The following is a 20,901-nucleotide window of genomic DNA, read 5'->3' as shown; positions in this document are numbered from 1 at the left end:
AGCGAGCAGATGGGTGAAACCCCTCACCGCTCGGCACACGCCGGCACCGGCGGGACGAGCGTGACCTCAGGTCACGACCGGCTCGCCGGTGCCTCGGCGCGTGTGACCGAGACCTCCGTCAGTGGCGGCCGGATTCCGGGCGGCGACGGGCTGGGCGGCGGCGGCGCGCTGCCCCGGGCCCGGGCCTTCGGTGCCGAACGGGCGTTCCGCGGCCTGACCCTGGCCGCCGGAACCACCGTGCTGGTCATCATCGCGGCCATCGCGGTCTTCCTGATCGCCAAGGCCGTTCCCGCGTTGCAGGCCAACACCGAGAACTTCTGGACCTTCGAGGGCTGGTTCCCCAACGAGAACCCGCCCACGTTCGGCATCGGCGCGCTCGCCTTCGGCACCGTGCTCTCCGCGCTGCTGGCACTGCTCATGGCGGTGCCGGTGGCGCTGGGCATCGCCCTCTACCTCTCCCACTACGCCCCGCGCCGGCTGGGCAACGGTCTCGGGTTCCTGATCGACCTGCTGGCCGCCGTGCCGAGCGTGGTCTTCGGGCTCTGGGGCCGGGACTACTTCGTCGGGCCCATCTCGGACCTGTCGGCGTGGCTGAACAAGTACTTCAGCTGGATCCCGATCTTCGGCGGCGACGGACCGTTCGGGAACTCGATCCTGCTCGGGTCGGTGGTGTTGGCGATCATGGTGCTGCCGATCATCACCTCGCTCTCCCGGGAGGTCTTCCTCCAGACCCCGACCGCCAACGAGGAGGCCGCCCTCGCGCTGGGCGCCACCCGCTGGGAGATGCTGCGCACCGCGGTGCTGCCGTACGGGCGGCCCGGCATCATCGCCGCCGTCATGCTCGGCCTCGGCCGGGCGCTCGGCGAGACCATCGCGCTGGCGCTGACCCTCGGCTCCACCTACGCCATCTCGTTCAACATCCTGGAGAGCGGCGGCAACACCATCGCGGCGAACATCGCCAACCGGTTCGCCGAGGCGAACGACACCGGCCGGGGCGCGCTGATCGCCTCCGGTCTGGTCCTCTTCGCCATCACCCTGATCGTCAACATCACCGCCCGGGCGATCATCTACCGCCGCCGCGAGTTCACGGAGTCGGCCGCATGACCACCACTCTCACCTCACACCGTCCCCGCCCGCCGGCGCAGCCGGTGACCCTGCGGGCCCGGCGCCTGCCCGCGTACGCCGCCCCCGCGATCGCGGTGGCGGCCCTGCTGCTCGCCGCCGGGATCGTCTACGGCGCCGACCTCGGCGGCCCGGTCCTGGTCGTCGTCGTCGGCGCGCTGCTCTACCTGGCCGGCCTCTTCGCCGCCGCCAACGCGGTCGAGGGCCGCCGGTCGGCCCGCAACCGCACCTGGAGCGCGCTGATCCACTCCGCCTTCGTGCTGGCCGTACTGCCCCTGGCCTCGGTGGTCTGGACGCTGTTCAGCAAGGGCACGGAACGCCTCGACGGCAACTTCTTCGGCACCTCGATGAACAACATCGGGGCCCGGGACGCCAATGGCGGCGCCTACCACGCCATCATCGGCACGCTGGAGCAGGTCGGCATCGCCACCCTGATCACCGTCCCGCTCGGGGTGCTCTGCGCGATCTACGTGGTCGAGTACGGGCGGGGCCGGTTCGCCTTCGCGATCCGGTTCTTCGTCGACGTGATGACCGGCATCCCGTCGATCGTCACCGGCCTCTTCGTGCTGGCGTTCTGGGTGCTGATCGTCTCGCCGTGGTTCAACGACGGCCGGCCCGGCTTCTCCGGTTTCGCCGCCGCGCTGGCGCTCAGCGTGCTGATGCTGCCGACCGTGGTCCGCTCCACCGAGGAGATGCTGCGCCTCGTCCCGGCGCCGCTGCGCGAGGGTGCGTACGCCCTCGGCGTACCGAAGTGGAAGACCATCCTGCGGGTCGTGGTGCCGACGGCGCTGCCGGGCATCGTCACCGGCATCATGCTCGCCATCGCGCGGGCCGCCGGCGAGACCGCCCCGGTGCTGCTCGTCGCCGGTGGCGGCGCGGCGATCAACTTCAACCCGTTCGAGAACAACCAGTCGTCGCTGGCCCTCTTCGTCTACCAGCAGGCCGGCGAGGCCTCGAAGTACTCGCCGGCGCGGGCGTGGACCGCGGCGTTGACCCTGGTCGTCCTCGTACTCGTCCTCACCATCGCGGCGAAGTTGCTGGCCCGTCGCAACCGGCTCGCCCGATGATCCCCGGAGGTACCGCCACCATGGCCAAGCGCATCGACGCCACCAACGTCACCGCCTACTACGGCGGCTTCAAGGCGATCGAGAACATCAACCTGACCGTCGAGCCCAAGACGGTGACCGCCCTGATCGGCCCGTCCGGCTGCGGCAAGTCCACCTTCCTGCGCTCGATCAACCGGATGCACGAGGTGCTCCCGGGCGCCCGGGTCGAGGGCAGCCTGACCATCGACGGTCAGGACATCTACGACCGGGACGTGGACGTCACCGCGGTGCGCCGCATGATCGGCATGGTCTTCCAGCGGCCGAACCCGTTCCCGACCATGAGCATCTTCGAGAACGTGGTGGCCGGGCTGCGCCTCAACGGCGTCCGCCGCAAGTCGATCCTGGACGAGGCCGCCGAGAAGGCGCTGCGCTCGGCCAACCTCTGGGACGAGGTGAAGGACCGGCTGGGCAAGCCGGGCGCCGGCCTCTCCGGCGGTCAGCAGCAGCGGCTCTGCATCGCCCGCACGATCGCGGTCGAGCCGCAGGTGGTGCTGATGGACGAGCCCTGCTCGGCGCTGGACCCGATCTCCACGCTGGCCATCGAGGACCTGATGTTCCAGCTCAAGGACAAGTTCACCATCATCATCGTCACGCACAACATGCAGCAGGCCGCCCGGGTGTCGGACCGGACCGCCTTCTTCTCGATCGAGAAGACCGGCGACCCGGGCCGGCTGATCGAGTACGACAACACGCAGAAGATCTTCAGCAACCCGAGCGTGAAGAAGACCGAGGACTACATCACCGGCCGCTTCGGCTGAGCCGCTGGTTCCCGGTCCGCGAGGGGCGTCGGTCGCACTGACCGGCGCCCCTCGGCGTCTCCGGGGACCGGCGCGCCTCGGGCGGGTGACCGGCGCGCTTTGCGGCGGGTCGGGGTGTCCCGGTCGCCGGATACCCCGACCCGCCGCAAACGGCGGCCGGCGCGCGGGGTCAGCCCAGCACGAAGCGGGGCTCGCCGTCGTCGGGGAGGTCCAGGCGCGGGGTGACCGGGGTGGCGGCGTCCCGGTCGGCCGCCGCCCGCGCCACGCCGGCCAGGTCGCCGGCGGCGACCACCTGGGCCAGGGTGACCAGCGTCGGCGGCAGCATGGTCAGCTCGCCGGCCTCGGCCCGGGCCAGGGCGTCCGCCGGGCGGATCCACATGGTGTGGTCGGCCTCGCCGGAGACGTCCCGGGTCCGCTGCCCCTCGGGCAGCAGCGCCACGAAGAAGTACGTGTCGAAGCGGCGCGGCTCGAACTCCGGGGTGATCCACCGGCTCCACGGCAGCAGCAGGTCCGACCGGAGGGTCAGCCGCCGCCCGGCGAGCAGGTCGGCGAAGCCCACCCGGCGGGCCTCCAGGTCCTGCCGGGCGGCCTCCCACTCGTCGCCGCTGACGTCGCCGACCACGGTCGCGGCGTCCGGGCCCGCCAGCAGCACGCCGGCCTCCTCGAAGACCTCCCGCGCGGCGGCGCAGACCACCGCCTGGGCGGCCGCCGGGGCCACGCCCAGCCGGCCGGCCCACTCCGTCGGCTCCGGGCCGGCCCAGTCCAGGTGCGCCTGGGAGTCGGAGCGGTCCACGCCGCCGCCGGGGAAGGCGTACATCCCGCCGAAGGCCATCGCGGCGACCCGGCGGATGACGTACACCTCGAAGTCGTCACCGGCCGGGCGCAGCAGCAGCACGGTGGCCGCGACCCGCGGCACCGCCGGGGTGCCACCCTCGGCGCGGAACCGGCGGGCGTGCTCGACCAGGGCGGCCGGGGCGGCGAAGCCGTCACTGTCGATCGTCATCCCGCGAGCCTAGTTCCCGAGCTGTGGATCGCCGACCGGCCGGTCGGCGATCTTCGTTAGCCTGCCGGCATGACACGTTGGGGAATCCTGGCCACCGGGTACATCGCCGGCCGCTTCGCCGAGGACCTGCGCCTGGTGCCGGGGGCCGAACTGGTCGCGGTCGGCTCGCGGACCGCCGAGAGCGCCGAGCGGTTCGCCGCCCGGCACGGCATTCCCCGGGCGTACGCCTCGTGGGCCGAGCTGGCCGCCGACCCGGACCTCGACGTGATCTACGTGGCCACCCCGCACGCCGCCCACCACGAGGCGACCCGGGTCTGCCTGGACGCCGGCCGGGCGGTGCTGGTGGAGAAGCCGTTCACCCTCGACCTGCCGAGCAGCACCGAGCTGGTCGAGTCCGCCCGCGCCCGTGGGATCTTCCTGATGGAGGCCATGTGGATGCGGACGAACCCGCTCGTCCTGCGGGTGGTCGAGCTGATCGCCGACGGGGCGATCGGCGAGGTGACCAGCGTCCGGGCCGACTTCGGCGCGGCCGGGCCGTTCCCGCCCGAGCACCGGATGCGGGCCCGCACCCTCGGCGGCGGCGCCCTGCTCGACCTCGGCGTCTACCCGGTGAGCCTGGCCCACCTGCTGCTCGGCGTGCCGCAGCACGTGCACGCCTGGGCGAAGCTCGGCCCGGAGGGCGTGGACGAGAACACCGGCATCGTCCTCGGGTACGACTCGGGCGCGGTCGCCACGCTCGGCTGCGGCATGGTCGGCGCGACCGCGATCACCGCCTCGATCACCGGCACCACCGGCCGGATCGACCTGCCCGAGCCGTTCTACCGGCCGGGGTCTGCGGTGCTGCACCGGGCCGGCGCCGAGCCGGAGATCATCCCCGCCGACCTCACCGGTGGCGGCTACCAGCACGAGGCCGCCGAGGTGCAGCGCTGCCTGGCGGCGGGGCTGACCGAGAGCCCGCTGGTGCCGCACTCCGCCACGTGTGAGGTGATGGGGCTGCTGGACGGCATCCGGGAGCGGATCGGCGTGCACTACGCGTGAGGGGCCCCCTGCCGTTGGCGGGGAGCCCCTCGACGGGCGGTACGGCCGGGATCAGAACAACGGCCGGACCACCAGGTAGGTCAGGCAGGCGATCAGCGCGGCGGCCGGGAAGGTGACGATCCAGGCGAGCACGATGTTGCCGGCGACGTTCCAGCGGACCGCGGAGAGCCGCTTGGTGGCACCCACGCCCATGATCGCCGAGGTGATCGTGTGGGTGGTGGAGATCGGGGCCTTGAGCACCAGGGCGTTGAAGTAGAGCACCGCGCTGGCCACCGTCTCGGCGGCGAAGCCCTCCGGCGGACCCAGGTCGATGATCTTGCGGCCGAGGGTGCGGATGATCCGCCAACCGCCCGCGTAGGTGCCCAGCGCCAGCATGGTCGCCGAGGTCCAGAACACCCAGCCGGGGATGTGCGTCTTGTCGTCCTGGAAGCCGCCGGTGTAGAGGGCCAGCACCACGATGCCCATGGTCTTCGCGGCGTCCTGCATGCCGTGGCCGATCGACATGGCCGCCGCCGAGGCGGTCTGCGCCCAGCGGAAGCCCCGGTTGAGCTTGCCCGGCTGCCCCTTCCGGAACAGCCAGAGGATGGCCAGCATCAGCAGGTAGCCCAGGGTGAGACCGACGATCGGCGACAGGATCATCGGGACGATGACCTTCTGACCGATGTTCACCCACTGCACCACGCCGCCGGTGGCGAGCAGGGTCGCCCCGACCAGGCCGCCGAAGAGGGCGTGCGAGGAGGACGACGGCAGGCCGAAGTACCAGGTGATCAGGTTCCACGCGATGGCGCCGAGCACCCCGGCGAAGACCACCCCCAGGCTGGCCACGCCCGTGGGCAGGGTGACCAGGCCGTCGCCGACGGTCTTGGCCACCCCGGCGCCGAAGTGCGCGCCGACGAAGTTGCCGACCGCGGCCAGGAGCAGGGCGATCCGGGGTGTCAGCGCCCGGGTGGAGACGCTGGTCGCGATCGCGTTGGCGGCGTCGTGGAAGCCGTTGGTGTAGTCGAACACCAGGGCCACCGCGATCACCGCCAGCACGGCGATGAGTTCGGGACTCACAGGATCAGGACTCCTTGACCGCGATGGTCTCGACGGTGTTGGCCACGTGCTCGAAGGCGTCGCAGGCGGCCTCCAGCTCGTCGGCCACCTCCTTCATCTTCAGCACGGTCAGCGCGTCGTACTCACCGGAGAAGAGCCGGACCAGCAGCATCCGGTACACCTGGTCACCGGTGTTCTCGAGCCGGTTGCACTCGATCCAGTAGTCCTCGAGATCCTTCATCGACTTCAGCCGGGGCATCGCCTCGGCGGTCAGCTTGGCCTGCTGGTCGAGGACGTTGACCATCTCGTGCATCTCGCGGGGCAGCGAGGGGAGCTTGGTGAGGCCGTACAGGTAGAGCAGGTTGCCGACGGCCTCGAGGTGGTCCATCACGTCGTCGAGCAGCGAGCCCAGGCGGTAGATGTCCTCCCGGTCGAACGGAGTGATGAAGGTGGAGTTGATCTTCTTGTACAGCTCGTGGGTGATCTGGTCGCTGTCGTGCTCGACCTCGGTCAGCCGCTCGCTCACCGACTGCACCTCGACCCCGGGCAGGGCCAGCTCGTTCAGCAGCTCGGTGCCCTTCACCAGGTTCTGCGCGGCCCTGGTGAAGAGCTCGTAGAAGGCGCCCTCGGTAGGACGGAAGGAAAACTTCACAGCACGGACCTCGTCGTGTCGGTGGAAGGGTGGCCGACGCCGCCGGGGCGTCTGCTCTGGGCATGCTAAGGACACGGGAAAACCGGGCATTCCCCGGCCCACCCCCGGTCAGGCCCGATTCACCGCTCGTTCACCCGCCGTTCACCTTCACCCCTTCATCGTCGGCCCGCAACCGGTCGCGCTCGCGCTCGACGTCGAAACCGGCAGCCGGATACCCCAGATGCAGACCGGCGAACGTCTCCCGCAGCAGGTGGGCCACGGCCCAGTCCCGGTACCACTTGCGGTCCGCCGGCACCACGAACCAGGGCGCGGACTCCGTGCCGCACCGCTGGAGCGCCTCGGCGTACGCGGCCTGGTAGTCGTCCCAGCGGGCCCGGGAATCGAGGTCCGACGGGTTGTACTTCCAGTGCTTACGCGGGTCGGTGAGCCGCTCCAGCAGCCGCTCGCCCTGCTCCTCGCGGGAGATGTGCAGCATCACCTTGACCAGGGTCACCCCGGCGTCGACCAGCTCGTGCTCGAAGGCGTTGATCTCGTCGTACCGGGCCCGCCAGGTGGCCTCGGGGACCAGCTCCGCCACCCGGGCCACCAGCACGTCCTCGTAGTGTGAACGGTTGAACACGCCCACGTACCCGGGCGGGGGCAGCGCCCGCCGGATCCGCCAGAGGAAGTCGTGCCGCAGCTCCTCCTCGGTGGGCGGGCCGAAGGAGCGGATGTGCAGGCCCAGCGGGTTCATCGCGCCCGCCACCCGCTTGACCGTGCCGTCCTTGCCGCCGCAGTCCATCGCCTGGAGCACCAGCAGCACCCGGCCCGGCCGGCCCGGGGCCAGCTCCGCGCCGCCGGTGGTGGGCGCCGACGCGGGCGCGTCCGGCTCGCCGGCGGCCTTCGCGGTGGCGAAGAGCATCTCCTGCTGTTCGCCCAGCTCCGCGCCGAGCAGTTCGACCTGCTCCCGGGCCCAGGCCTTGCGGGCCCGGGAGCCTCCGGCCGCCGCCGGCAGCCCCGGGGTCGAGCGGGGATCGACCGTACGCGGGTCGACCGCGCCCGGTGAGACCCGGAGCAGGTCCCGCATCTTTCCGCCGTCGGGTGCCACGATGTCCGGTCCATCGACTGCGCTCATCCCGCGATCATCGCCCACCTCGCCCCCCTCCGCCTCCCGAGCAACCACCCCTCCCCTCCCGACCCGCCCGAGATCCGCACACTTTCGGAGAAGGAGTGGCCTCGCGGCGCTGCGAGGCCCCGCTTTCTCGGAAAGTGCGCGTTGGTGGACGGGGGTCGCGGGAGTGGGTGTCACGTTTTGGGGCGGTGGGGCGTCCGGTGGGCGGGGAGAATGCCGTCGGGTGGGAGGGTGCGACTGTGACGGTGGACGCGGTGAGCGAGTTCGAGGCCGAGCGCGGGCGGCTGATGGCGGTGGCCTACCGGATGCTGGGCAGCCGGAGCGAGGCCGAGGACGCCGTGCAGGAGACCTGGCTGCGCTACGCCACTGCCCTCCGCGACCCGGCCGCCCGCGCCGAGGTGCGGCACCTGGGCGGCTGGCTCACCACCACCTGCGCCCGGATCTGCCTCGACCTGCTCCGCTCCGCCCGGGTACGCCGGGAGACGTACCCGGGGCAGTGGCTGCCCGAGCCGCTGGTGACCCCGCTGGGCGCGGCCCCGGAGCCGGACGGCTTCGCCCCCGACCCGGCCGAGCGGGCCGTGCGCCGCGACCAGCTCGGCACCGCCCTGCTGGTGGTGCTGGAACGGCTCACCCCCGAGCAGCGGGTGGCCTTCGTGCTGCACGACGTCTTCGCGGTGCCGTTCGGCCAGATCGCCGAGGCGCTCGGCACCAGCCCGGAGGCGGCCCGGCAGCTCGCCTCCCGGGCCCGCCGCGCGGTCAACGCCCCGGACGCGCCCCGGCACACCGCCGACCCGGCCGAGCAGCGGCGGGTGGTGTCCGCCTTCGTGGCCGCCACCGAATCCGGCGACCTGGCGGGGCTGATGCAGGTGCTGGCGCCGGACGTGGTCCTGATCGGCGACGGCGGCGGGCACGCCCCGGCCGCCCGCAACCCGATCGCCGGGGCCGACAAGGTCGCCCGGTTCACCCTCGGCCTCTTCAGCCAGGCCGGCCGCTTCGGCCACCGGGTGCGCGCCCGGCCCGTGCTGGTGGACGGGGCGCTCGGGTTGCAGATCGAGACCAGCCGGCCCGACGGGCGGATGCAGCGGCTGGTCACCGCGTTCGCCGTGGACGGCGGGCGGATCACCGGCATCTTCAACCAGCTCAACCCGGACAAGCTGACCCGGGTGGCGGAGATCGGCGCCGGGGACGACTGGCCGCAGCGCTGGTGAGCCCGGCTCAGAGCACCAGCGCCAGCCACTTCCGGTACGACGTGGCGAACGGCTCGGTGCCGTCGCCCAGCGCGCCGAGCAGCCAGCGCGACGCCGCCTCCGCCGCGGCCACCAGGTCGTCGGGGTAGCCGAACCGCTCCCGGTGCTCGGCGAACTCGTCCTCGTCGCGCAGCTCGACCGTCCCGGTGGCGCGCCGGCGCACCACGTCCAGGTCCAGGTCGAACAGGTGCACGGTGTCGTCGCCCTCCCAGCGGGCCGGGGTGGTGATGTCGCAGTAGACCTCGCTGGTCCGCGGCGGCGGGTTGAACATGCCCGTCCACCAGGCGTGGTGCGGCACCAGGAGCACGAAGGGGATCTGCTCCACCGAGGGCCGGCCGTGGTAGACCGACTCGGTGCCGGCCGGCACACCCAGCCAGATCCCCAGGTCGTCCTCGGCGAGCCGGCGGGCCGGGTAGTCGCGGTGGGCGCTGCCGTCGTACTTGCGGTAGATCACACGGACCACGTCGCTCGGCATGAGTCGCACCCTAACCGATTCCGCCCAACGGTCGCTGCGCGGAAGTAACCGGTCACGATCGGGTATCCCACGCGGCCGGGTGGCGCGCCCGGTGTCGGCATCGGCGGGTACCGTCGCACGGTGACTCCGCCGCGCACCGCCACCGGTTCCGCCACCCCGTCGGCCCGCGGCCGGCGTCGGGGCGCCCGGCCCAGCGGCGGCGAGCTGCTGGCCGCCGCGGTCGGCGCGGTGCCCGGTGGCGCGGCCCGCCCCGGCCAGCAGCAGATGACCGAGGCGATCGAGCGCAGCATCGGCTCCGGGGAGCACCTGCTGGTGCAGGCGGGCACCGGCACCGGCAAGTCCCTGGCCTACCTCGCCCCCGCGCTGACCGTGGACGGCCCGGTGGTGGTCTCCACCGCCACCCTGGCGTTGCAGTCCCAGCTGGTCGACCACGACCTGCCCCGGCTGGCCGACGCGGTGGAGCCGCTGCTCGGCCGGCGGCCCACCTTCGCGGTGCTCAAGGGACGGCACCACTACCTCTGCCTGGCCCGGCTGGACAACTCCACCGAGGAGGAGCCGGAGGACACCCTCTTCGACGCCCCGGCGGCGCGGCCCGGGGGCGGCACCAAGTGGCTCGGCGAGGCCGGGCGGTTGGGCAAGCAGGTCCAGCGGCTGCGCGACTGGGCCGACGAGACGGCCACCGGTGACCGGGACGAGCTGGACCCGGGCGTCGACGACCAGGCCTGGCGGCTGGTCTCCATGCCGGCGCGGGAGTGCGTCGGCGCGTCCCGCTGCCCGTTCGGCCAGGAGTGCTTCGCCGAGGCGTCCCGGGCCCGGGCGCGGGAGGCCGACATCGTCGTCACCAACCACAGCCTGCTCGCCGTCGACATGATCGCCGGCCGGCACATCGTGCCGCCGCACAAGCTGCTCATCGTCGACGAGGCGCACGAGCTGGCCGACCGGGTCTCCTCGGCCGCCCAGGCCGAGCTGGTCCCGGAGCTGGTCGACCGGTCCGCCCGGCGGGCCCGGCCGCTGCTGCGACCGGACGTCGCCGAGCGGCTGACCGAGGCCGGCGACGCGCTCGCCGTCGGGCTGGCGGAGGCGCCGGCCGGGCGGATCACCGCCGGGCTGCCGGCTCCGCTGCGCGAGGCGTGCACGCTGCTCGACGCGGCGACCCGGGCCGCGCTGGACGCGATCGGCGACATCAAGGCCGACGACCCGGACCCGGTGCGCAAGCAGCAGGCCAAGGCGGTGCTCGACGAGCTCTCCACCACCGCCCAGCGGCTGCTGGAGGAGGCCGACCACGACGTGGCCTGGGTGGAGAAGCCGGAGAACGGCAGCCGCCGGGCGCTGGTGGTCGCGCCGCTGTCGGTCGCCGGCACCCTCGCCACCCACCTGTACGACGAGCGCACCGTGGTCGCCACCTCGGCCACGCTGGCGCTGGGCGGGCGCTTCGACACGGTGGCCCGGGCGTTGGGGCTGGACGCTCCGCCGCCCGCCCCGCCGTCGCCGGCCGCCGCCGCGATGGCCGTGACCGCCGCCGCCGGCCGGCCGGGCGTCACGCCGGGCGCCGGACCGGAGGCCGGCGGGGTGGCGGTCGCCGCGGGCAGTCGGGCCGCGACCGGCACCGTGCCCGCCACCGAGGGCCCGGGCTGGCGGTCGCTGGACGTCGGCTCCCCGTTCGACTACGCCCGGCAGGGCATCCTCTACGTCGCCGCGCACCTGCCCCGCCCGAGCGTGTCGGGGCTGCCCGAGGCGGCGGGCGAGGAGCTGCTGGGGCTGGTCGGCGCGCTCGGTGGCCGTACCCTCGGGCTCTTCTCCTCCCGGCGGGCGGCGCAGCAGGCCGCGGAGCTGCTGCGCGCGCGGACCGACCTGCCGGTGCTGCTCCAGGGCGAGGAGGCGCTGCCGCTGCTGGTCCGCCGGTTCCGGGAGGAGCGGTCGAGCTGCCTGTTCGGAGTGATGTCGCTCTGGCAGGGGGTGGACGTCCCCGGCGACGCCTGCCAGCTCGTGGTGATCGACCGGCTGCCCTTCCCACGCCCGGACGAGCCGCTGGCCGCCGCCCGGGCGGCGGCGGTGGACGCCGGCGGCGGCTCCGGTTTCGCGGCGGTCAGCGTGCCGATCGCGGCCGTCCGGCTGGCCCAGGGGGTCGGCCGACTGATCCGGGCCACCGGCGACCGGGGTGTGGTCGCGGTGCTCGACTCGCGGCTGGAGACGGCGCGCGGCTACGGGCCGTTCCTGCGCCGCTCGCTCCCCCCGTTCTGGTACACCACCCGCCCCGAGGTGGCCCGCGGCGCCCTCGAACGCCTCGCCAAGGCCTGAGCCCTCTGCCGGCGCCGTCCGGCACGCCCGCTTCTGCGGCAAGCCGGCAACCGCCGCGAACGGCGGGGCGTCGAGAAGGCGCGGCACGGCCTGCGACGAAACAGGCCCGCCCCGGGAAGGGACGGGCCCGTTTTTGCGGGTCTGCGCGGTCAGGGCGCGTGGGAGGCGACCACCACCGCGTCCGGCGGGGTGTCCGGGACGGTACGCGCGGCCAGCCGGCGGACGGCGGTGTTGAGCACCGCGATCAGCGGCACCGCCACCAGCGCGCCGGTGATGCCGGCCAGCACCACGCCGGCCGCGATCCCGATGATCACCGCGAGCGGGTGGATGGCCACCGCCCGGCCCATGATCAGCGGCTGGAGGATGTGCCCCTCGACCTGCTGCACCCCGATCACCGCACCCAGAATGATCAACGCGGTCACCGGGCCGCTGTCGACCAGCGCCACCAGCACCGCCACCACACCGGAGAGCGCGGCGCCGACGATCGGGATGAACGCGCCCAGGAAGACCAGCGCGGCCAGCGGGAACGCGAACGGCACGTCGAAGATGACCAGGAAGATGCCGATGCCGACCGCGTCGATGAAGGCGACCAGCACCGTGGCCCGCACGTACGCGCCGAGCGTGGCCCAGGAGGCCCGGCCGGCGTCGTCGACCTTCCAGCGGGCGGCCACCGGCAGCAGCCGGACCAGGAAGCGCCAGATGTTGTTGCCGTCACGCAGGAAGAAGAAGGTGGCGAAGAGCACCAGGACGGTGCCGGTGAGCACCTCGGCCAGCGTGCTCGCGGTGGCGAGGGCGCCGCTGGTGAACTTCTCGGTGTTGCCGTTCACCCAGGCCTGCGCCTCGTCGATGTAGCGCTCCAACTGTCCGTCGGAGAGGTGCAGCGGGCCGGTCTTGAGCCAGTTCTGGATCTGCCGTACGCCCTGCGACGACTTGTCGCTCAACTCCGGCACGCCCTGGATGAACTCGTTCACCACCAGGGTCAGCGTGCCGACCACCGCCGCCAGGCCGCCGACCAGCACCACGGCCGTCGCCAGCGACCGGGGGAAGCGCGCCCTGAGCAGCCAGCCGACGGCCGGCGCGAGCAGCGCCGAGAGCAGCAGCGCCACCGCCAGCGGGATGATCACGATGCTGATCGTGCCGACGATCTTCAGCACCGCCCAGGTGACCACGCCGATCACGATCAGCCGCCACGACCAGGCGGCGGCGATCCGCAGCGCGTGCGGCACGTCCTCGTCGTCGCGGCTGCTGGTGGAGGTGTGCATCGCGGCGGGCGGCTCCGCGCCGACCACCGTCGCCGACCTCGGCGCGGCCGGCCCCGGGGACGCCGGCGAGGCGACCCGGGCCTCCTCGGGTACGTCGGCGGGGGCGGAACGACCGGAGCGCACCGACTCCCGCCCGGACTCGTACGCGCGGCGGAGTCGACCGCGTACCCGCTCGAAGCGGCTCAAGCGCACCTCCTCAGGATGAAACCGGGCCGCCCAGGACGACGGTCCGGACAGGGTACGTCCGACAGCGACACCGTAGGGCAGTTCCGCCACACATTGCCCCCGCCCAGCACCGCTCAACCACGGCGACGACCGCCCCCGGGCACGCGGTAGCGTCTTCGCGTGACCGCCGATCAGAACCTCGACTCCGGCCTGCCGATCCGCCTGCTGCACGACCGCGTGCTGGTGCGGGTCGAGGGCAGCGAGGGTGAGCGCCGCTCCACCGCCGGCATCGTGATCCCGGCGACCGCCGCCGTGGGCAAGCGGCTGGCCTGGGCGACCGCGGTGGGGGTCGGGCCCAACGTCCGCGCGATCGTCTCCGGCGACCGGGTGCTCTTCGACCCCGACGACCGCTCCGAGGTCGAGCTGCACGGCCGGGGGTACGTCCTGCTGCGCGAGCGCGACGTGCACGCCGTCGCCGCCGAGCGGGTGGAGATCGAGTCCACCGGCAAAACCGGCCTCTACCTGTAGCGGGCCGCGCACCGGCCGCGCCCGCGCGGGGGGAGTGCCGCCGTTTGTGGGGCTTCCCGGCGGGAAGCCAGGCACGTCCAGCGCCCTGGGGAGGGACGATGCCGGTATTCGTGAAGAAGCTGCTGCTCTGGGGCTTCGTCGCCTTCCTGATCTACTTCATGGCGTTCCGGCCGGACGGCGCCGCGCAGATGTTCAAGGGAATCGGGGCGGCGCTGATGGCGATCGCCCAGGGGCTCGGCGACTTCCTCACCAGCCTGATGACCTGACCGCGCCGCCGCCGGAGTCCGGCCGCCGCCGCCGGGTCACGCCCGGCCCGGCCCCCAGGGCACGGCCGGGGGCGGGCCGTACCAGCCGGGTGGGGGGTGACCGGCCGAGAGCGGCGGCGGGGCCAGCACCACCGGGATCGGCACCACCGGAGAGTCCGGGGCGTCCACCGCCCGCCGCGACCCGTCCGGGAAGCGCAGGTGGTAGCGCTGCCCGTCCCAGACCCCGACCGGCGCCTGCGGGTCGCGCCCGACGAAGTACCCCCGGTACGCGGCGATCGCCTCCAGCAGTTCCCGCTCCTCCCGGACGGTGCGCTCCCGGTCGGCCGCCTTGCGGTCCAGCCCCCGGCGCATCCCGTCGCGCAGCAGCGCCAGCCGGGTGGCTGCGAACTGGTAGCCGCGCATCGCCCGCAGTCCGGCGTCGCCACCGACCCGGCGGGCCCAGACCCGGGCGGCGTGCCGCCGGCCGAGGCTGCCCAGGGCGGCCACCTCGGGCGGGCTGAGCCAACCGGCCCGCACGTAGTCCGGCAGCGTCCGCTCGGTGAGCCGCCCCTCCCAGGCCCGCAGCCAGACCGCGAAGCCGACCATGCCGAAGAAGATCGGCACCATCAGCGCGACCATGCCGTACATGAAGATCACCAGCTCGCCGGTGGCCTGCACCAGCGTCGGGATCAGGTTCCAGGTGCCGTGCAGCATCATCGCCAGCAGCAGGCCGGCGGCCGGCGCGAGGAACCGCACCCGGCGGTCCGCCGTCCGGGCGGCGATGCCCAGCCCGACCCCGGTCATCGAGGTGAACAGCGGGTGGGCGAAGCCGAAGAGCAGGATCCGGGTGATGAAGATGGCGAACACCTGCCGGAAGCCGGTGGCCGGGCCCCACTGGTCGGCGCCCGTGGCGTAGCCGTAGCCGCCCAGGTAGAGGATGTTCTCCACCATGGCGAAGCCGACCGCCGAGAGCCCGCAGTAGACCAAGCCGTCGGTGATGCCGGACCACTCCCGCCGCCGGAAGACCAGCAGCAGGATCGGGCCGAGCGCCTTGGTCAGCTCCTCGATGAACGGCGCCACCAGCACACCGGTGAGCGCCTGCGGCAGCCCCCAGTCCTTGAACAGCCCGGCCGCGGTCTCGTTGACCGTCAGCGAGGCGGCGGTGGAGACGAACGCGCCCCAGGCGAAGCAGAAGATCAGATACTTCAGCGGCTCCGGCTCGTACCGGTCGAGCCAGAGGAAGCAGGCGACCAGCACCGGCACCGGCAGGATCGCCGCCACCAGGCCGATGAGCAGTGCCTCCAGCCCGAGGTTGGAGCCGAGCACGAAGAGCATGTAGACCGCGCAGGCCGCGATCAGCAGCACCACCCCGGCCAGCGCCAGGACCCGTCGCCAGCCGAGCCGGCGCAGCGGCATCCGGGGCAGGGCTCCACCCGACGGCGGGAGGGCGGGCGCGAGCGGCGGCGGCGCGGGCGAGCCGGGCGGGGTGTCGGCCATGCGGTCAGCGTAGTCATCCCCGGCCCACTGGTCCGGGCGCATCGGTGGTGGTTATGCTGCGGTCAGGTCACGAGCGCCAGCGTCAAGCCCCGGCTTGCTGGCCGGCAACCCTCGTCGAGGTTCGCGGTGGGGTGCCCCGGGTGATGACCGGGCCCAGCCCGATCCACGTGCTGGGCAAGCGCGGACCCCGTCCCGGTGTGCCCACACGCGGGGTCCCTGGACCCCGGAGGCCCACATGACCCTCACCCTCGTACCGCCCGCCGCCCCGGCCACCGTCGCGCCGACGTCGACCGGGCCGGATCCGCTCGGCGTGCTCGGCGTACCCGGGCAGGTCAACCTGGACCACGCCGCCAGCGCACCCTGCGCGCGGGCCGCGGCCGACGCGGTGGCCGAGATGCTGCCCTGGTACGCCAGCGTGCACCGCGGCGCCGGGGCGCTGTCGCGGCGCTGCACCCTGGCCTACGAGCGGGCCCGGCAGACGGTCGGCGACTTCTTCGGCGCCCGGCCCGACGACCACGTGGTGTTCACCCGCAACACCACCGACGCGCTCAACCTGCTGGCCAGGGCGCTGCCCCCGGGCACCACGGTGGTCACCTTCGCCGGGGAGCACCACGCCAACCTGCTGCCGTGGCCGCGCGGCTCGGTCCGCCTGCCGGTGCCGGAGAGTCCCGCCGGGGCGGTCCGGGCGCTGGACGCCGCCCTGGCCGAGCTGCGCCGGGGCGCCACGTCCGGGCTGCCGGTGCTGGTCGCGGTGACCGGGGCGAGCAACGTGACCGGCGAACGCTGGCCGGTGGCCGAGCTGGCCCGGGTGGCCCGCCGGCACGCCGCCCGGATCGTGGTGGACGCCGCCCAGCTCGCCCCGCACGCGCCGGTGGACGTCGCCGCGCTGGACGTCGACTACCTGGCCGTCTCCGGGCACAAGCTGTACGCCCCGTTCGGCGCGGGGATCCTGCTCGGCCGGGCGGACTGGCTGGACGCCGCCCCGCCGTACCTGGCCGGGGGCGGCGCCACCAGCCACGTCGGCGCGGCCACCCACGAGGTGCGCTGGACGACCGGCCCGGCCCGGCACGAGGGCGGTACGCCCAACCTGCTCGGCGCGGTCGCCCTGGCCGCCGTCTGCGCGGCGCTGGCCGGGGCGGACCGGGCGGCGCTGCACGCCCACGAGCAGCGGCTGGTGGACCGCCTGCGCGACGGGCTCGCCGCGCTGCCGGACGCCGTCGAGCTGCGCACCTTCTCCCCCGACGCGCCCCGGGTGGGCATCGTGTCGTTCGTGCTGGCCGGCCGGGACTCCGCCGAGGTGGCCGCGTACCTGGCCCGCGAGCACGACATCGGGGTGCGCGACGGCCTGTTCTGCGCGCACCCGCTGGCCCGGCGGCTGCTCGCCGAGGCGGCGGCGCGCGTCGGGCGGGACGACCTGCCGCCGACCGCGCTGCGGGCCAGCCTCGGGCTGGGCAGCACCGTGGCGGACGTGGACCGGCTGCTGGCCGCGCTGGCCGCCCTGGACTGAGCCCGAGCGCGCGGGCCTGCCGGCGCTCAGGCGGGGCCGGTGCGGGCGGGATTCAGCCGATCGGCGGGGCGGTGGGGGGCTTCGGGGCGCCCTGCCGCTCCGCCGGCTCGCCGGCCGGCTTCTCCTGGTCGCCGAAGGACCTCCGGACCAGCCGGTTCGCCTCCTCCTGGTCGATGCCGGAGGCGACCAGGAGGTCGCTGGCGGTGGTACGGACCTGGGCGACCACCACGCTGCCGGAGAAGCCGACGCCCTCCGCGTAGGCCCGGCCGGCCTCGCTGACCGCGCGCAACGAGCGTTCCCGGGCCTTCTCCGGTTCCTCACCGACGGCGAACTCGTGCCGGAGCAGGCGCACCGCCTCGGCGAGGTGGGCCGTCGCGTCCGGCAGCGGATCCGGCACCGGCTCCTCGTCCTCGATCATCGTGACGGCGCGCCGGATCAGGGTGCCGCTGTTGCGCATGGCCCGGTCGATCGGGTCGGCGGCCTCCGCGTAGTGGGTCAGCTCGCTGCGCCGGTGCCAGCGGGCCGGCGAGAGGGTGCTGGTCTCCTTCGCGCCCTCGATCGCCTCGGTGAAGTTGGCCAGCTCCTCCTTGTTCTCGCGGAGCCGTTCCAGCGCCCGCTGGGCACTGCCGCGGTCCCGGTTGCGCAGCGCCTCGGCGGTGATGTCGAGCTGGGCGGCGAGCAGGTCCAGCGCCGGCCGGGCGGCCCGGTTGATCACGCGTAGCGGGTTCAGCGGCAGCAGGATCGCCGTCACCAGCAGCGCGATGCCACCGCCGATGAACGCGTCGATGAAGCGGGGTATCTCCAGGTCCTGGGTGGAGGGGCTGAGCGTGACGATCAGCACCGCGGTCGCCGCGGCCTGGATGACGATGGCGACGCTGGCGCCGAAGAAGATGGTCAGCAGGATCGCCGAGGTCACCACCAGGCCGAGCTGCCATCCCCCGGTACCGAGGAAGTAGATCAGGACGTCGCCGAGGAAGACCCCCACCGCGACCCCGATGATCAGCTCCACCGTGCGGCGCAGCCGCTGGCCGACCGAGGCGGCCAGGGTGCCGACCGCCGAGATCGGCGCGAAGACCGGCTGCGGATTGTTCAGGAACTCGTGAGAGACGACCCAGGCCAGCGCCGCGGCGACCCCGGCCTGGAGAGCGAGGCCCACGGCCATCCGGACCCGGTGCAACCGGTCGTGCAGGGTCGCGCGGCTGCGGTGCCGCAGCTCCTCCATCGCGTCGGCGATGCGGATCGAGTCGACGTCGGACTCACCGTCGCGCCGGCCGAGCCGACGCCACAGCGGTAGTCGTCGGTCCCGGGCCACGGCCATGGCCGGGACTACCCGTACCGCCGCGATTCATCCCCGCCCGCTCGGGCAGACTCGGCGAGGTGACGGAGCTGATCGACCGCTGGCGGACGGCCGCGCGGGACGCCGGCGCCCCGGACGGGCCGGCGCTGGCCCGGGCCGGGGAGGAGTTGCTGGCCCGGTGGCGGGAGCCGCAGCGGCGCTACCACACCGTGCGGCACCTGACCGCCGTGCTCGACGTGGTCGACGCGTACGCGGAGCTGGCCGACCGGCCGGACCTGGTCCGGCTGGCCGCCTGGTGCCACGACGCGGTCTACGACCCCCACGCGGCCGGCGAGGCCAACGAGCGGGACAGCGCCGCGCTCGCCGGCACGCTGCTGACCGCGTTGGGGCTGCCGGCCCCCGCGGTGGCCGAGGTGCGCCGGCTGGTGCTGCTCACCGCCGGGCACGCCACCACCGCCGACGATCGGGACGGCGCCCTGCTCTGCGACGCCGACCTGGCGATCCTCGCCGCGCCCCGGCAGGAGTACGACGCGTACGCCGCCGCGATCCGCGCGGAGTACGCGCACGTGCCGGAGCCCGACTTCCGGGCCGGTCGGGCCCGCGTGCTGACCGCCCTGCTCGCGCTCCCCGCCCTCTACCGGCTCCCCCCGCTCGCGGCCCGCTGGACCGACCCCGCCCGCGCCAACCTCACCCGCGAACTCGCCACCCCGACCTGACCCTCCGACCCGGCCACCCGGCGGCGTGATCCACTCCCCGTTTGCGGCATGTCGCGGTCTCCGCGCGGCCGGACACCGCGACACGCCGCAAACCGCGACGGCGCCGGGCAGGGGCGAGGGGGTCAGCGGGCGGGGCGGGTCAGGTGTTTGGGGCGGCGCAGGCCCGCGTCGCGGAGCAGGCGGACCAGCTCCCGGCTGGGGACCACCCGGGCCCCGAGCCAGACGGCCATGGCGAAGCGCTCGGCGGGGATGTCGTAGTGGTCGCGGTCGAAGCCGCGCCGGGGTGCGCCCAGCGCCTCGGCGAAGGCGTGCAGCTCCGCGAGGGAGACGTCGCTGATCAGGTGGGACCAGAGCCGTCCCCGCGACGGCCAGGCGGGCCGGTCCAGGTACAGCATGGCGGCCAATCTAGCCGCCGGTTAGCCTCTCCCGCATGGCCGGATCCCCCCTCCTCGACGACCTGCGTGCGGCGCTCGGCGACGACGCCGTCCTCACCGACCCCGATCTGCTCCGGATGCACCAGCGCGACGAGGCGGACCTCTGCCCTGCCGGTACCCCGCTGGTGGTGACCCGGCCGCGCGACACCGCCCAGGTGGTCGCCGTGGTCCGGGCCGCCGCCCGGCACGGCGTACCGGTGGTGCCGCAGGGTGCCCGGACCGGCCTGGCCGGCGCCGCGAACGCGGTCGACGGCGCGGTGGTGCTCAGCACGGTGGCGATGGACGCCATCCTGGAGATCGACCCGGTGAGCCGGATCGCTGTGGTGCAGCCCGGCGTGGTCAACGCGACGCTGGCCGCGGCGGTGGCGAAGCAGGGCCTCTACTACCCGCCGGACCCGGGCTCCTGGGAGTCCTCCACCATCGGCGGCAACGTCTCCACCAACGCCGGCGGCATGTGCTGCGTCAAGTACGGCGTGACCACCGAGTATGTCCTCGGCCTGGAGGTGGTGCTCGCCTCCGGCGAGGTGCTGCGCACCGGCCGGCGCACCGCCAAGGGGGTCGCCGGGTACGACCTGACCCGGCTCTTCGTCGGCTCGGAGGGCACCCTCGGGGTGCTCACCGAGATCACCGTGTCGCTGCGCCCGGCGCCGGAGGAGTCGCTGACCATGGTGGCGGTCTTCGGCTCGACCGCCGAGGCGGGCACGGCGGTGGCCCAGATCGCCGCCCGGGGGCTCACCCCCAGCCTGCTGGAGCTGCTCGACCAGACCCACCTGCGGGCCATCGAGGCGTACCGGCCGATGGGGTTGCGGACCGACGCGCAGGCGCTGCTGCTGGCCGCCGCGGACACCGGCGCCCGGGCGGCGGACGACCTGGCCCGACTGGCCGAGGTCTGCGAGGCCGCCGGCGCCGAGGAGGTGTACGCGGCCACCGACGCGGTCGAGGCGGCGGCGCTGCTCCAGGCCCGCCGGCTGGCGCACCCGGCAATGGAGAAGTTCGCCGCGGACGCCTTCCCCGACGGCAACGGCGGTCTGGTGATCGACGACGTGGCGGTGCCGCGCGGCTCGCTGGCGGCGTTGCTCGACGGGGTGGCGCGGATCGCCGAGGAGTGCGACGTGCCGATCGGCGTCGTCGGGCACGCCGGGGACGGCAACATGCACCCGAACATCGTGGTGGACCGGGCCGACCCGGCCAGCCTGGAGCGGGGCCGGCGTGCCTTCGACGAGATCATGCGGCTGGGCCTGGACCTCGGCGGCACCTGCACCGGCGAGCACGGCGTCGGGCTGCTCAAGCGGGACTGGCTGGCCCGGGAGATCGGTCCGGTCGGGGTACGGGTGCACCAGGCGATCAAGGCGGCGCTCGACCCGGCCGGGCTGCTCAACCCGGGCAAGGTGCTCTGAGGCGCGGC

The 20,901-nt window shown here is 74.1% G+C and carries 19 protein-coding genes, 2 pseudogenes and 1 riboswitch; of the genes and pseudogenes, 12 read left to right on the top strand and 9 right to left on the bottom strand.

All coding sequences use genetic code 11. The features are described 5' to 3' along the window. The first annotated feature begins 9 nt into the window (after positions 1–9). The 3 genes from pstC to pstB are packed head-to-tail and all read left to right on the top strand — an operon-like array spanning position 10 to position 2,986. Positions 10–1,104, top strand: a complete 1,095-nt coding sequence (pstC, locus tag FHX75_RS19150) for a phosphate ABC transporter permease subunit PstC (protein WP_154941583.1) — start codon at positions 10–12, stop codon at positions 1,102–1,104. Continuing rightward, entirely contained in the window at positions 1,101–2,189 is a 1,089-nt protein-coding gene (pstA, locus tag FHX75_RS19145) for a phosphate ABC transporter permease PstA (RefSeq protein ID WP_154941581.1), read from the top strand. Before pstC ends, pstA begins: the two co-directional genes overlap by 4 nt. A 20-nt stretch (positions 2,190–2,209) precedes the next feature. Then, complete coding sequence (pstB, locus tag FHX75_RS19140; RefSeq protein WP_088960067.1) at positions 2,210–2,986, top strand: phosphate ABC transporter ATP-binding protein PstB; 777 nt, start codon at positions 2,210–2,212, stop codon at positions 2,984–2,986. Between the two features lie 169 nt (positions 2,987–3,155). On the opposite strand, the gene FHX75_RS19135 is transcribed toward pstB, so the two are convergent. Continuing rightward, a complete protein-coding gene (locus tag FHX75_RS19135) occupies positions 3,156–3,989 on the bottom strand; it encodes an NUDIX hydrolase (RefSeq protein WP_154941579.1) in 834 nt (277 codons plus the stop codon). A gap of 69 nt (positions 3,990–4,058) precedes the next feature. On the opposite strand from FHX75_RS19135, the gene FHX75_RS19130 reads away from it, so the two are divergent. Then, positions 4,059–5,027 (top strand): Gfo/Idh/MocA family protein, encoded by a 969-nt coding sequence (locus tag FHX75_RS19130; protein WP_154941577.1) that lies wholly within the window; start codon positions 4,059–4,061, stop codon positions 5,025–5,027. A gap of 51 nt (positions 5,028–5,078) precedes the next feature. Here the strand turns inward: FHX75_RS19130 and FHX75_RS19125 are convergent, their stop codons facing one another. From FHX75_RS19125 to FHX75_RS19115, 3 genes are all read right to left on the bottom strand, one after another. Next, a complete protein-coding gene (locus tag FHX75_RS19125) occupies positions 5,079–6,083 on the bottom strand; it encodes an inorganic phosphate transporter (RefSeq protein ID WP_154941575.1) in 1,005 nt (334 codons plus the stop codon). A 4-nt stretch (positions 6,084–6,087) separates the two neighbouring features. After that, entirely contained in the window at positions 6,088–6,714 is a 627-nt protein-coding gene (locus FHX75_RS19120) for a DUF47 domain-containing protein (RefSeq protein WP_154941573.1), read from the bottom strand. 130 nt (positions 6,715–6,844) lie between these two features. Beyond that, positions 6,845–7,828: a PPK2 family polyphosphate kinase gene (locus FHX75_RS19115; protein ID WP_154941571.1), complete on the bottom strand. Its 984-nt coding sequence runs from the start codon at positions 7,826–7,828 to the stop codon at positions 6,845–6,847. Positions 7,829–8,070: 242 nt separating this feature from the next. On the opposite strand from FHX75_RS19115, the gene sigJ reads away from it, so the two are divergent. Next, a complete protein-coding gene (gene sigJ / locus FHX75_RS19110; protein WP_425463521.1) occupies positions 8,071–9,033 on the top strand; it encodes an RNA polymerase sigma factor SigJ in 963 nt (320 codons plus the stop codon). Positions 9,034–9,040: 7 nt separating this feature from the next. Here sigJ and FHX75_RS19105 read toward each other — a convergent pair whose 3' ends face one another. Beyond that, a complete protein-coding gene (locus FHX75_RS19105; RefSeq protein ID WP_154941567.1) occupies positions 9,041–9,547 on the bottom strand; it encodes a DUF402 domain-containing protein in 507 nt (168 codons plus the stop codon). 120 nt (positions 9,548–9,667) lie between these two features. Between FHX75_RS19105 and FHX75_RS32260 the strand changes: the two are divergent. Both FHX75_RS32260 and FHX75_RS32255 read left to right on the top strand, forming a co-directional pair. Further along, positions 9,668–11,026: pseudogene (locus FHX75_RS32260) on the top strand (ATP-dependent DNA helicase); the annotation flags it as partial. Positions 11,027–11,158: 132 nt separating this feature from the next. After that, positions 11,159–11,845 (top strand): annotated as a pseudogene (locus tag FHX75_RS32255) (ATP-dependent DNA helicase); the annotation flags it as partial. Positions 11,846–11,994: 149 nt separating this feature from the next. On the opposite strand, the gene FHX75_RS19095 reads toward FHX75_RS32255, so the two are convergent. Further along, on the bottom strand, positions 11,995–13,464 hold the full coding sequence (locus tag FHX75_RS19095) for an AI-2E family transporter (protein ID WP_425463520.1): 1,470 nt from the start codon (positions 13,462–13,464) through the stop codon (positions 11,995–11,997). On the opposite strand from FHX75_RS19095, the gene FHX75_RS19090 reads away from it, so the two are divergent. Both FHX75_RS19090 and FHX75_RS30880 read left to right on the top strand, forming a co-directional pair. Then, entirely contained in the window at positions 13,453–13,800 is a 348-nt protein-coding gene (locus FHX75_RS19090) for a GroES family chaperonin (RefSeq protein ID WP_154941561.1), read from the top strand. The two genes, FHX75_RS19095 and FHX75_RS19090, sit on opposite strands and share 12 nt — an antisense overlap. A 98-nt stretch (positions 13,801–13,898) precedes the next feature. Continuing rightward, on the top strand, positions 13,899–14,066 hold the full coding sequence (locus FHX75_RS30880; protein WP_170285404.1) for a hypothetical protein: 168 nt from the start codon (positions 13,899–13,901) through the stop codon (positions 14,064–14,066). A 36-nt stretch (positions 14,067–14,102) separates the two neighbouring features. On the opposite strand, the gene FHX75_RS19085 is transcribed toward FHX75_RS30880, so the two are convergent. After that, the gene (locus tag FHX75_RS19085; RefSeq protein WP_154941559.1) at positions 14,103–15,584 is read right to left on the bottom strand and encodes a PrsW family intramembrane metalloprotease; all 1,482 of its coding nucleotides are present in this window, start codon (positions 15,582–15,584) and stop codon (positions 14,103–14,105) included. 23 nt (positions 15,585–15,607) lie between these two features. Then, positions 15,608–15,729, top strand: a riboswitch (SAM riboswitch). A gap of 48 nt (positions 15,730–15,777) precedes the next feature. Here FHX75_RS19085 and FHX75_RS19080 point away from each other — a divergent pair. Beyond that, positions 15,778–17,049 (top strand): aminotransferase class V-fold PLP-dependent enzyme, encoded by a 1,272-nt coding sequence (locus FHX75_RS19080; RefSeq protein WP_154941557.1) that lies wholly within the window; start codon positions 15,778–15,780, stop codon positions 17,047–17,049. 52 nt (positions 17,050–17,101) lie between these two features. Here the strand turns inward: FHX75_RS19080 and FHX75_RS19075 are convergent, their stop codons facing one another. Further along, positions 17,102–18,361 carry an FUSC family protein gene (locus FHX75_RS19075; RefSeq protein ID WP_246158340.1) on the bottom strand — a complete coding sequence of 420 codons (1,260 nt, stop codon included), beginning with the start codon at positions 18,359–18,361 and terminating at the stop codon, positions 17,102–17,104. A 65-nt stretch (positions 18,362–18,426) separates the two neighbouring features. Between FHX75_RS19075 and FHX75_RS19070 the strand changes: the two genes are divergently transcribed. Beyond that, on the top strand, positions 18,427–19,062 hold the full coding sequence (locus FHX75_RS19070) for an HD domain-containing protein (protein WP_154941553.1): 636 nt from the start codon (positions 18,427–18,429) through the stop codon (positions 19,060–19,062). 122 nt (positions 19,063–19,184) lie between these two features. Here FHX75_RS19070 and FHX75_RS19065 read toward each other — a convergent pair whose 3' ends face one another. Further along, positions 19,185–19,457 carry a DUF4031 domain-containing protein gene (locus tag FHX75_RS19065; RefSeq protein WP_154941551.1) on the bottom strand — a complete coding sequence of 91 codons (273 nt, stop codon included), beginning with the start codon at positions 19,455–19,457 and terminating at the stop codon, positions 19,185–19,187. 35 nt (positions 19,458–19,492) lie between these two features. On the opposite strand from FHX75_RS19065, the gene FHX75_RS19060 reads away from it, so the two are divergent. After that, positions 19,493–20,893: an FAD-binding oxidoreductase gene (locus FHX75_RS19060; RefSeq protein WP_154941549.1), complete on the top strand. Its 1,401-nt coding sequence runs from the start codon at positions 19,493–19,495 to the stop codon at positions 20,891–20,893. Positions 20,894–20,901: the final 8 nt, after the last annotated feature.

The sequence above is a fragment of the Micromonospora palomenae genome, assembly GCF_007829925.1.
Lineage (GTDB): Bacteria > Actinomycetota > Actinomycetes > Mycobacteriales > Micromonosporaceae > Micromonospora > Micromonospora purpureochromogenes.
This window is presented reverse-complemented; position numbering and strand designations above follow the sequence as displayed.